10 protein-coding genes are annotated in these 11,561 nt (G+C 64.3%); 6 read left to right on the top strand and 4 right to left on the bottom strand.

What is annotated here, in order from left to right; all coding sequences use genetic code 11:
- The first annotated feature begins 118 nt into the window (after positions 1-118).
- Entirely contained in the window at positions 119-550 is a 432-nt protein-coding gene (locus tag P9236_RS01170; protein WP_278072776.1) for a helix-turn-helix domain-containing protein, read from the top strand.
- A gap of 51 nt (positions 551-601) precedes the next feature.
- Here P9236_RS01170 and P9236_RS01165 read toward each other — a convergent pair whose 3' ends face one another.
- Positions 602-4,645, bottom strand: coding sequence for an AsmA family protein (locus P9236_RS01165; RefSeq protein ID WP_278072775.1), 4,044 nt, complete (start codon positions 4,643-4,645; stop codon positions 602-604).
- Between the two features lie 208 nt (positions 4,646-4,853).
- Between P9236_RS01165 and P9236_RS01160 the strand changes: the two genes are divergently transcribed.
- Positions 4,854-5,822, top strand: a complete 969-nt coding sequence (locus tag P9236_RS01160) for a Dyp-type peroxidase (RefSeq protein WP_278072774.1) — start codon at positions 4,854-4,856, stop codon at positions 5,820-5,822.
- A gap of 75 nt (positions 5,823-5,897) precedes the next feature.
- Positions 5,898-6,350 carry a hypothetical protein gene (locus P9236_RS01155; RefSeq protein ID WP_278072773.1) on the top strand — a complete coding sequence of 151 codons (453 nt, stop codon included), beginning with the start codon at positions 5,898-5,900 and terminating at the stop codon, positions 6,348-6,350.
- A 58-nt stretch (positions 6,351-6,408) separates the two neighbouring features.
- Here P9236_RS01155 and P9236_RS01150 read toward each other — a convergent pair whose 3' ends face one another.
- On the bottom strand, positions 6,409-7,824 hold the full coding sequence (locus P9236_RS01150; protein WP_278072772.1) for an FAD-linked oxidase C-terminal domain-containing protein: 1,416 nt from the start codon (positions 7,822-7,824) through the stop codon (positions 6,409-6,411).
- Positions 7,825-7,988: 164 nt separating this feature from the next.
- Between P9236_RS01150 and P9236_RS01145 the strand changes: the two genes are divergently transcribed.
- Together P9236_RS01145 and P9236_RS01140 are read left to right on the top strand one after the other, a co-directional pair.
- The gene (locus P9236_RS01145) at positions 7,989-8,474 is read left to right on the top strand and encodes a thioesterase family protein (protein WP_278072771.1); all 486 of its coding nucleotides are present in this window, start codon (positions 7,989-7,991) and stop codon (positions 8,472-8,474) included.
- 144 nt (positions 8,475-8,618) lie between these two features.
- On the top strand, positions 8,619-8,834 hold the full coding sequence (locus tag P9236_RS01140; RefSeq protein ID WP_278072770.1) for a hypothetical protein: 216 nt from the start codon (positions 8,619-8,621) through the stop codon (positions 8,832-8,834).
- Between the two features lie 69 nt (positions 8,835-8,903).
- Here the strand turns inward: P9236_RS01140 and P9236_RS01135 are convergent, their stop codons facing one another.
- On the bottom strand, positions 8,904-9,398 hold the full coding sequence (locus tag P9236_RS01135; RefSeq protein WP_278072769.1) for an Lrp/AsnC family transcriptional regulator: 495 nt from the start codon (positions 9,396-9,398) through the stop codon (positions 8,904-8,906).
- 88 nt (positions 9,399-9,486) lie between these two features.
- On the opposite strand from P9236_RS01135, the gene P9236_RS01130 reads away from it, so the two are divergent.
- Entirely contained in the window at positions 9,487-10,401 is a 915-nt protein-coding gene (locus tag P9236_RS01130; protein WP_278072768.1) for a DMT family transporter, read from the top strand.
- A gap of 36 nt (positions 10,402-10,437) precedes the next feature.
- Here P9236_RS01130 and P9236_RS01125 read toward each other — a convergent pair whose 3' ends face one another.
- A complete protein-coding gene (locus P9236_RS01125) occupies positions 10,438-11,325 on the bottom strand; it encodes a dienelactone hydrolase family protein (protein WP_278072767.1) in 888 nt (295 codons plus the stop codon).
- Between the last annotated feature and the right edge of the window lie 236 nt (positions 11,326-11,561).

Genomic DNA, 11,561 nt, shown 5'->3' with positions numbered 1-11,561 from the left:
AATTCTTCAAGGCTTTTTCGACTGCTGTTCGCGTCATTTTGGTCGCGGATCGCATCAAGCCGCCCTGACTTTCGTGGGAGGAGTTGAGCTTTCGCAGGAAAGGCCCATAAGTCGAGGAATGACGCATCCGCAAAAACCGCGCCCCGCCATCAGCCAGGCCGACTACCAGCGGCTTTCCGAATTCCGCTACCTGATCCGCCGTTTCCTGGAATTCAGCCAGTTGCAGGCGAACGAGGCGGGCTTGACCCCGCGCCAGCACCAGGCGCTGCTGGCGATCAAGGGTTATCCCGGCGGCGGACCCGTGGCGGTCGGCGATCTGGCGGAGCGGCTACGCATCCGCCATCACAGCGCCGTCGAACTGGTGAACCGCCTGAGCGAGGCGGGATTGGTTACAAGGGACCCGGACAAGGCCGACCACCGCCGCGTGCTCCTGCAACTCACCCCCCTTGCCGACGATCGCCTGGCCGAATTGTCGGCTGCCCATCTCGACGAGCTTTCGCGGATCGAGCCCATGCTCAAGCGCCTGCTCTTTCGTCAGGAGCCGTCCTGAACGGCGAGCGTGGCCGGGATGCCAGACCCGCGGCTTCCTGGTGGATAAGCCTCAACCGCCATCCAGCGATTTCAGCAGATTCTCGATGGTGAAGGGATTAGCCTTGGGCTTCGCTGGCAATGGAGCGGAATTCTCGTTGACGCCGGGAAGCGACCGATCGACCTTCGGCGCCTGCTCAGCCGCCTTGCGTTCGGCTTCCAGTCTCGCCTGCTCGGCCTTCTTGCGATCAGCTTCCTGCTTTGCCTGCTCCGCTTTCTTGCGGTCGGCCTCAGCCTGCGCCTTTGCCGCTTCATCGGCAGCCTGCTGTTCGGCCCTAGCCTTCGCATCGGCTTCGGCCTGTGCCTTCGCCTCGGCCTCCGCCTTGGCGCGCGCCGCGGCCTCGGCCTGAGCCTTGGCATCAGCCTCGGCTTTGGCTCTTGCCTCCTCTTCCGCTTTGGCTCTTGCCTCCTCTTCCGCCTTGGCTTGCGCCTCCGCCTGTGCCTTCGCTTGCGCCTCGGCTTCGGCTTTCGCCTGCGCCTCCGCGTCGGCTTTCGCCCTGGCCTCGGCCTCGGCTTTCTGCCGCGCCTCTTCCTCCTGCCGGCGCAATTCCTCGGCCGCCCGGTCGCGCTCGGCCTGCAGCGCAGCGTAATAGCGCACCTCGCGCCGCAGCCTCTGCTTCTCGAGCAGCTCCGCCTGCATCGCCTCCACCCGCTGCTGCTCCTTCTCCAGCGCGCGCTGTGTCAGGAACTGCGCCAGTGGCGCGCTGTCGAACTGAAGCGCCGTTGCCCCGAGCGGGCCGGCGAGACTGAAATTCAGGGCCGGTTCGGAGCCGACCAGCGCCTCGTCGCCCGGTCGGTAGGTGATCGAGCCGCTGGCAGCCACGCTGCTCGCATCGAGGTTAGCGGTGACATCCGCCGACAGCGTCGCCGCCGGATTGTCGAGGCTGATCGGCGGTGCTCGCAGCGTGCCGTTGGCGACGGTGAAGGCGATATCGGTGTCGCCGGCCGCAAAACTTCCCTGCCTAGCGATCTGTGGCGCGAAGCCGCCGGTCTTGGCGGCATCGATGTCGCGCCCGATCGCATCGGCCTTGGCGATGATGGAGGCAAAGGCGTCGGGATTGATGCCGGCAATGGTCAGTCCTTTCAGCGCCGCAGTGCCGGACCCCGACAAAGCGGCAATCATGGCATCCACAGACTTGCCGCTGGTCGACAGCGCGGCCGAAATGTCGCCGCTGCCGCTGATGCCGGCATCCGGCAGCACTGCGGTAAGATCGCTGCCCGCAAGCTTCACCTGACCCGACAACAAGCCGGTACCGTCCGTGTTCTTGAGCTCGAACAGGCCGGTCAGCGCGCCGCCGTAGAGTTTGGCCTTGAGGTCCGAGACATGGATTCCTTCCCGGTCGAGCTTCAGCGACAGCGCCGCGTCGTGCGCCGTGGCGAACGGTCCGGCGGCAAGAGCCGCCGCGTTGAGGTCGAGATCGGCACTGAAAGGCAGCGTCGACTTCTGGCTGAACGGCGCCGTCGGCCAGCCACCGCCTTTCGCGGCAAGGAAGGACTGGTCGCCGAACAGCGACACCGCCAGCGGATCGAGGTCGAGCTCTTCGAGCGCCAGCGCGCCGGCAATATGCGGCAGCCCGTCCTTGCTGTCGACATTGACGTCGCCGGACACCGACGCCTTGTTGATGGCGCCGCTCAGCCCGCTCAGCACCAAAAGCCCATTGCCAAAATCGGCGTCGGCGGCGAGCGTTGTCGAGGTGCCGGTACCCATGCCGGGCAGCCCGACGCCGGTCGTCATCAGCCACGGCTCGATATCGGCGGCATCGAGGTTGACCTTGCCCTTGGCGGTGGCGCCTTGCTCCGTCTCGGCGACTGTCCCGTCAAAGCTCGCCCTGAAATCGTCGGACGTCAGGTTGAAGCTGGTCGCCAGCCCGCCGCCCAGCGAGCCTTTCGCCGTGACGTCGGTGGTTGCCTGTCCAAGCATGCCGAGCGGCAGCGCCGGCAGGCCGTAAAGCGCGAGCAGCGTGGCGGCATTCTGGTTCCTGGCATTGAAGGTGATCGACACTGGAGCATCGAGAAGCCGGTCCGGCGTTCCCCTGCCCGAGAGCGAGGCCGAGAAGGCGGAACCGCCGGCCTTGCCCTGCGCCGACAGCGCAAGCCCGGTGGTACCGTCGCCATTGTCGGCGGCGCTTGTCACCAGGTCGATGCGGGCGTCCTGGAACAGTTCCGGATAGGCGGCCGCGCGGGCGGCCAGGCCCTTCAGAACCTGATTGTCCGGATAATGCTGTGCCGCGACCTCGATGAGCGGCTTGAGATCAACGGCCACGACGGATGCGTCGAGCTTGCCCGTCGGGCTTTCCGGAAAGTCCTTGATGCGCCCCGTGGCGCTGATCGATGCGCCGGCAAGACCACCGATCGAAAGCCGGTCGATCTCAAGCAGGCCTTGGCGCAGCCGCAACGCCGTATCCACAGTGTCGGCCGTCAGTCCGGCGGCGCTGACCGGACCCGCCTTGATCTGGAAATCGAGGTCGCGGTCGGCGAAGCGGTTGGCGCCCTTGTCGCTGACGAAGATCGAGGCGAAGGCCGCCAGCCCGTCGACGTCGAGCTCGCCGCCCGCCAGTTGCATCAGCACGGAGGGCCTTGCACCGTCGGGCTGGCTGGAATCGATGCGGCCCGAAAATTTGGCCTTGCCGAGGATGAGCTCGAGGTCGCTGAAGGACTGCCGGTTCTCGCTGAGATCGACCTTGGCCTTGAAGCCTGCCGCCGGCAGACGCCGGATCGCCTCGTCGACATCCTTCGACAGCCATGCGGCGAATCCGGACGGCTGTCCCACGGCGAGCAGCAAGGAGCCGGTGAAGCCGAAATGGTCCTCGACGTTCAGCATGCCGTCGGCCTCGAGCGTTGCCCGGCCCGGCAGCGTCGCGGCAAGCGACTTCACCGACCAGCCGCCCTCGACCGGCTCCGCCGAAAGCCGCACGTCGCGCACCGTCGTGTCGCCTGCCACCACCGCCGGCAGCCTGACTTCGACCCTGCCCGGCATCGTCGGCTTCGGCATGTGCTGAAGCGTCTGCTCGAACGCCGCGATGCGCTGGTCGAGCGTCAGCCCGGTTCCGGCGGACGCGCCCACCGCCTCGTCGAACTGCACCTGCGCGCCGCTGGCCTCGATCGAGAAATGCGGCTTGAGGCCGAGATCGACCGAGGCCTTGCCGTCGGCCGTGTAGGGATCGTCGAGCGGCCCGGTTTCGAAGCGGAATTCGTCAACGTTGAGCTTCTGGTGGTCGAGCGCGAACTTGCCGTTCAGCCGGAAGCCCGGATCGGGCTTGCCGGCGCTGGCCTTGACCGGTTCCGCGCCGCGCGGTTCGACCGAGTTCGCTTCGGCCTTGTCTGCGTTTGCGATCTTGAACTGGCCGGAATAGACGGCCGCACCCTTGACGATGCCGGCATTGCCATCGGTCTCGAAGGCCAAAGGGTAGGCGTCTGGATCGGCCTTCACTCGTAACCGCATCTGGCCGTCCGCCTCCACCTTGCCGGTGGAGGCAGAGACTTCCGTGCGCAAGCCATCGAAGCGCAGCCTGCCATCCATCCGCCATGGGCCGGCGAGCGACTTGGCGGAAATCGTCGAGTCGATCTCGCTAATCAGGTGACTGCGCCCGCTTGCGGCATGGCGCAGCTCGATCTGCCCTTCGGTCACCGTCAGCTTCTCGATCGCGATCTGGCTCGGATTGAATGGCGTCGACGGCCGGATAGCCCAGTCGACCGTGCCGTCGCCGGCGACGTCGATGATTGCCTTGGGATGCACCAGCCGCATGTCGAAGATCAGCAGCTCGCCGCGCAGGAATGGCGCAAGCTCGGCGTCCATGGAGAAGGTCTCGACCGTCATTGCCGGCTGGCCGGCAGGGCCGCCGGCGACCTCCACATTCGAGAAGGTCACCGAAGGGAACGGCAAAAGCCGCGCGGTCGCATCGCCCTTCACCGTCACCTTGCGGCCGAGGATCGTACTCGCCTCGCGTTCGAAATCGGCGCGGTAGCTTGTCCAGTCGATGAAATACGGCACCACCAGCGCCGCGCACAGCACCAGCACGAACAAGCCACCGAAGATCACGAACAGCCGAGCGAGCATCTGCTCCAGAACGCAGGATTAAAGTCAGCTGCACTCTACCCGCATCCGCGTGTCGATAAAGAGGCAATTCGCCTTCGCCATCCCGTCAAACGCAGGGGCCGCAGTTGCGCGATCGCCGGCGGTCGCGATATCGTTTCGGCATCCTGCCCAAGCGGCTTGCCTCTGGCCGCTATCCACTTTGAGCCAACTTAGAAGCGGAGCATCCCCGATGTCAGGCAAGAACTGGGACAGGGTGCCGATCGACGCGCAGAGCGTCGACGCTCCGCTGTCGCTCGCCGCGGTCTTCCTCGTCGCTACAGTAGGCAGCGATCATGCGGCCCTCGCCAAGGTGGCCTCGGTGCTCGGCGCGCTTGACGATCTCGTCAAGAACGTCGGCTTCCGCGACCTGTCCGGCCGTTTGTCGTGCATCGCCGGCATCGGCGCCGACCTTTGGGCGCGTCTTTCCCCGGACCGGCGGCCGCGCGAGCTGAAAGCCTTTGCGCCGGTCAAGGGACCGGTGCATGCGGCGCCGTCGACGCCCGGCGACCTCCTCTTCCACATCCGTGCCGAACGCTCCGACATGTGCTTCGAGTTCGAGCGCATCCTGCTGGACAGCCTGGGCGGCAACGTGACCGTCGTCGACGAAGTTGCCGGCTTTCGCTATTTCGACGCGCGCGACCTGCTCGGCTTCGTCGACGGCACCGCCAACCCCACCGGTCTCGACCTGCCGACCTCTGCCCTTGTCGGCGACGAGGACGCCGAGTTTGCCGGCGGGAGCTACGTCGTCGTGCAGAAATATTTGCACGACATGGCCGCCTGGGCGGAAACGCCGACGCATCTCCAGGAGGAGATCATCGGCCGCACCAAGATCGACAACATCGAGATCGATGACGACGACAAGCCGCGCAAGTCGCACAAGTCACTGGCCACCATCGAGGACGACGCCGGCAACGAATACGATATCCTGCGCGACAACATGCCTTTCGGCCGGCCGGGGCAGAAGAAGTTCGGGACCTATTTTATCGGCTACACCCGTTATCTGTGGGTGATCGAGAAAATGCTGCAGCGCATGTATGTCGGCGAGCCGCCGGGCGCCTACGACCGGCTGCTCGACTTCTCGACACCGCATACCGGCACGACCTTCTTCGCGCCGACCCGCCCTATGCTGCAAAAGCTTGCCGCTCAGGCCGGAGCCTAGAGTATCAAACGTGGATCCTTGCACAGCAATGGACGTGCGTCGCAGTAGCGAAGTGACATACGAGGACTGAGGTTGGTGAAACGATTGCCGTATCGCGAGAGCTCAGTTTTTTCGATTCCCTTATCGCATGGCAGCTTCGCGAGGGGAGTGGTGGCAAGGATCGCTCCGAAGGGCCGAATACTCCTGGGGTACTTTTTCGGGCCGAGAGTCTCTTCAGCCGAGATTGGCGGTATCTTGCCGGATAAAGCTATTTTGATCGCCCGGTTCGGCGATCTACATCTCATAAGCGGCAAATGGCAGGTCTTTGCGGAGATTGGCGACTGGAACCGTGCCGAGTGGCCCATCCCAGAATTTGTCCATCGTGACTTGCTGGGTGTCCTGCCAGATGAGGTTGTCCGTTATTCAGACGATGACATAGGTGGGTTGGGAAGCAGGGAACGAAGACCTATCATTCCAACAGGCCTTGCTGAAGATCAACTGATGGGAGCCGAATTCGTCGAAATCAGATTGAGTAATCTGCTGGCGTAGCAAGCGCAAATGCGGGCAGTTGGCTCGCGGACCTTCCAACTTTCAAGCTTCGATAGGTTTACCCGGCTGCCGGCAGTATCTTGCCCGGGTTCATGATGTTCAGCGGATCGAGCGCCTGCTTGATCGTGCGCATGACGTCGACGCCGTGGCCGAGCTCGTGGCGCAGGAAGCCGACCTTGCCCTGACCGATGCCATGCTCGCCGGTGCAGGTCCCATCCATCGCGATGGCTCTCATGTTGAGCCTGGCGACGAATTTTTCCGCGAGCGCGATCTCTTTCGGGCTGTCGATGTCCATCAGCACCAGCACATGGAAATTGCCGTCGCCGGCATGGCCGACGATCGGCGCGATCAGCCCCATCTCGGCGATATCGGCCTCGGTTTTGGTGACGCATTCGGCGAGCCGCGAGATCGGCACGCAGACATCGGTTGAAAGCCCCTTGGCGCCGGGACGCAGCGTCAGCGACGACCAGTAGGCGTCGTGCCGCGCCTTCCAGAGCTTCGTTCGTTCTTCGGCGACGCTGGTCCACAGGAACGGTCCGCCGCCATTCTCCTCGGCGATCATGCCGAACGTCTCGGCCTGTTCGGCAACGCCGGCATCGCTGCCATGAAACTCGACGAACAGGCACGGGCTTTCGGGATAGTCGAGCTTCGAATAGTTCTTCATCGCCCGCATCTGCAGCGCGTTGACCAGCTCGATGCGCGCCACCGGGATACCCATCTGAATGGTCGCGATCACCGTGTTGCAGGCCGCCTCCAGGCTGGGAAACGGACAGACGCCGCCGGAGATCGCCTGCGGTATGCCCTGGAGTCTCAGCGTTAGCGACGTGATGATGCCGAGCGTGCCTTCCGAGCCGACCAGCAGCCGCGTCAGGTCGTAGCCGGCCGAGCTCTTCTTCGCCCGCTTGCCGGTCGTCACCGCTTCGCCGTCGGCCATCACCGCCGTCAGCGACAGCACGTTCTCGCGCATGGTGCCGTAGCGCACGGCGTTGGTGCCGGAGGCGCGCGTCGCCGCCATGCCCCCGAGCGAGGCGTTGGCGCCGGGATCGATCGGGAAGAACAGACCGGTGTCGCGCAGGTGTCGGTTGAGGTCTTCGCGCGTCACGCCGGGCTCGACCGTGCAGTCGAGATCCTGCGGATTGACCGAAAGGATGCCGTTCATCCGCGAGGTGTCGATCGAGATGCCGCCACCAGGCGCGTTGGTGTGGCCCTCGAGCGAGGAGCCTACGCCGAAGGCGATGACCGGCACGCGGTGCGCGGCGCAGGCGCGCACGATCTCCTGCACCTCCGGAGTCGATTCGGCAAAGACGACGCCGTCCGGCGCCTGGGTCGGGATATAGGTGGTGGTGTGCGCGTGCTGGCTGCGGATCGCCTCACCGGTCTGAAAACGCTCGCCGAACTGTTGTTTGAGGATGCCGAGCACTGTGGCGATGCCTTCCTCGTTGCGCTCGACGGGATTGAGGTCGCTCAAAGCCATGATTTCCTCCGCGAATGGACCAGTGGCCACTCTTGTAATGCAGCTATGGATGATGCCTAAAGCAATTCCAGGAAAAGGGTGAAGCGGTTTTCCGTCCGGAATTGCTCCAAACAACCAGAACCGCACCAGCCACACCCTGTCCAGCGACGATCGAGGAAAACCAGATGACGATGCCCGCGCCAATCATTTCCAAGCCGATGGCGATCGAGAAGGACTGGATCGACTACAACGGCCATCTCAACATGGCCTACTACAACGTGCTGTTCGACCGCTGCTCGGACGAAGCGTTCGAGCTGATGGGCATGGGGCCGAACTATGCCAAGGAGCGCCGCCTCACCATCTACACGGCCGAAGTCCACGTCTGCTACGTGCAGGAACTTCACCTCGACCACAAGGTGAACGTCTCCTTCCAGCTCATCGACCACGACGAGAAGCGGCTGCGGGCCTATCAGGAGATCCGTCATGTCGACGGCTGGCTGGCGGCGACGTCCGAATCGCTATCGTTGCATGTCGATATGGCAGGGCCGAAGGTCGCCCCCTTCCCGGCCGATGTAATGGCGCAGATCGAAGCCATGCGCTCTGCCCATGCCGCGCTGCCGATGCCGGAGCGTGCCGGCCGCTCGATCGGCATCAAACGCAAGAGCGCTTGAAAACCCGCCCGCCCGCGTTAACCTTACCAAGGTTTTAACGTGAACAAGTCGCTTGAGTCCGTTGAACGACTCAGCGGCGCGTTCGAAAACGGCCGTGCCGGGTTACGCGCGGGCGGCAGGCGGAATGCGGGGCGAGGACAGTGCATGAAAACCGACATCAAGGTGGAAGTGGAGCGGTTGGCGGCCGATCCGCGCATCACCGACTATGATTTCTGGCGATCCTTGAAGAACGTCAACAACGAGATCTTCCACATCGCCAACAACAACGAGCCCATCCCCTTCGACATGATCCGCTGGCGCGCGATTCTCAAGCAGGCGCGCTTGAGGCGCGGTTACACCGAGCCGTCAGCGCTCCCTTAGAGTAATTCCAGGAAAAGTGTGTAACGGTTTTCCGTCCGGAATTGCGTAAAAACAAATAATTAGAGCAGTTCAGCGTTTCCGTGAAACGATGAACTGCTCTAGCCCGCGAAGCGGCGAGCGCGGCTCGACCGGCGACGACTGGATGATGGCGGTGTTGGTCATCGCATAGGGGATGATCCTGTCGATCACCCGTTCCAGCTCGGCCACCGAGCCGACATGCGCCAAAGCGATGAAGCAGTCCTCGCCGGTCACCCGGTCGCACTGCGCGATCTCCGGCAGCTCGCGGATGATCTCGGCCACGACGGCGAGCTGCCCGGGCACCGGCCTGATCCTGAGCCATGCCGACAGCTTCAGGCCGAGCGCCGCCGGATTGATTCTGACCGTATAGGCCTCGATCACGCCGTTCTCCTGCAGCTTGCGGATGCGCTCCGCGACGCTTGGCGCCGAGAGCCCGACGGCACGCGCCAGTTCTGCCGTGCTCGTGCGCGCATCCTTTTCCAGGAGCCGCAGGATCTTCAGGTCCGCCGCATCCAGATCGGCATTTTCATTTCGAAGGTGTTTCAAGAGAATTCTCTTTCTTCAGAAGGCTAACGACCCGAAAGATCGTTCATCGCCCATATAAATCGCTATGTCCGCCTGTGATAATGATCTTATGAATTCTGAAGCGCAAGTTCGTACGGCAAACCAGACCACCGGCGACACCCACGCTGCGGGCACCGCCCTCGCCGGACTGGCCAATGCGCTGCCGCCGCATGTCTGGTTCTGCGTCAGCGCCATCTTCCATTATCTTGGGCCGGCTTTCGCCGTGCTGCTGTTCGCTCAGGTCGGCGTGCTCGGCATGGCCTGGCTGCGCATCGCCACGGCCGCGCTCGTCTTCGCGCCGCTCACCAGGCCATGGACGGTGTTTGCGCGGGCCGACCGCTCGGCACGGCTGCTGCTGCTGGCCTTCGGCTCCTGCCTGGCGGTGATGAACTGCGCGTTCTATCTGGCGCTCGACCGCCTGCCGATCTCGCTGGTCGCCGCCATCGAATTCGTCGGCACGATCGGCGTCGCCCTCGTCGGCCTCAGGAGCCGGCGCAATTTCGTGGCGCTCGCCATCGCCGTCGCCGGCACCTTGCTGCTGATCGATATCAAATGGTCCAGCGATCCGGTCGGCCTGTTCTGGGCCTTTCTCAACGGCGCGCTGTTCGTCGGTTACATCGTGCTGGGTCACCGCATCGCGCAGACGGGCATCGGCATCGCGGGCCTCGGCACTGCCATGGCGATCGCCTTCCTCGTCGTGCTACCGGTCGGCTTCAGCGAGGCGCTGCCCGCCTTCACGGCGCCGCAACTGCTGCTCGCCGCCATCGGCGTCGGCGTCTGCTCCTCGGTGATCCCCTATATCTGCGACCAGCTCGCCATGGCGCGGCTGCCACGCGCCAGCTTCGCGCTGATGCTCTCGCTCCTGCCGCTCACCGCGACGCTGATCGGCGTGGTCGTGCTGCAGCAGGTCCCAGGCCTCACCGACTGCCTCGGCATTGCGTTGGTAGTGGCGGGCGTGGCCATGCACAAGCCGGCGCGGGAGTGATCCCCGACAGCACGGCGAGGCGTTTCGAGTTTCAGGTCAGGCCAGCTTCTGCTTGAGGAAAGCGACCGTTCTCCCCCAGGCGAGATCGGCCGCCTTCTTGTCGTAGCGCGCGGCCGAAGTGTCGTTGTTGAAGGCATGGTTGACGCCGTCATAGACATAGACCGTGTATTCGACATGCGCGGCGTCGAGCGCCTTCTTGTAGGCATCGATGCCGGCGTCGATGCGCTCGTCCAGCCCGGCATAGTGCAACAGCAGCGCCGCCTTGATTTTCGGCACATCCTCGGCCTTCGGCTGCATGCCGTAATAGGCGACGCCGGCGTTGAGATCGGCCGCATGGACGGCGAGCGTGTTCACGGTGCCGCCGCCCCAGCAGAAGCCGACCGCGCCGACCTTGCCGTTGCCGTCCTTCAGGCCCTTGAGATAGGCGATCGTCGCGACGCCGTCGGCCGAGACCTGGGCGGCGTCGAGCTTGGTGAACATGTCGCGCGCCTTGTCCTCGTCGGACGGCGTGCCGCCGAGCGGCGACAGGAAGTCCGGCGCCAGCACAATGAAGCCTTCCAGCGCCACGCGCCGCGCGACATCGCGGATATGCGGGTTGAGACCTCGGTTCTCATGGACGACAATGACGCTCCCGGTCTTGCTGGACTGACCAGCCGGCCTGACCAGATAGCCCTTCATCTCGCCGCTGCTGCCGGGATAGGTGATGTCCTCGCCTTTCACGCGCGCATCGTCCTCGGCGACGATCGCCGCCTGGGCCGAATTCGCCGCCAGCATCGGCGCGATCGCGGCGGCCGCCGCACCCGATCCTGCGAGCCTTGTCAGGCGCTCCATGAAGCGCCGCCGGTCGAGCGTCAGATGCGTGTACTCGTCATAGGCATCGATCATCGCCTGGGTGATCACAGGCTTGGCGACAGGTTCGGTCATGGCTCTCCCTCGACGACTGGATTGGGATGGCTGGATTGATTGTTCCGCAAGATAGGGTCGAGACTTGCACGGTCCAGTCACGGACAGGTGACGAGCCGCGGGACCGTATGCCGGTCGCGAATCTGCCCGCGGCGGCGAAGATAAGCAGGCAGGCTCATCACATTTTGGTCATTTCCGAGAGCGTTGATGGAGCTGTCACATTGGGACGGGAAGCTGCCGGCGCGGCCTCGCGGATC

Source organism: Mesorhizobium sp. WSM4884, from assembly GCF_029625675.1.
Lineage (GTDB): Bacteria > Pseudomonadota > Alphaproteobacteria > Rhizobiales > Rhizobiaceae > Mesorhizobium.
This window is presented reverse-complemented; position numbering and strand designations above follow the sequence as displayed.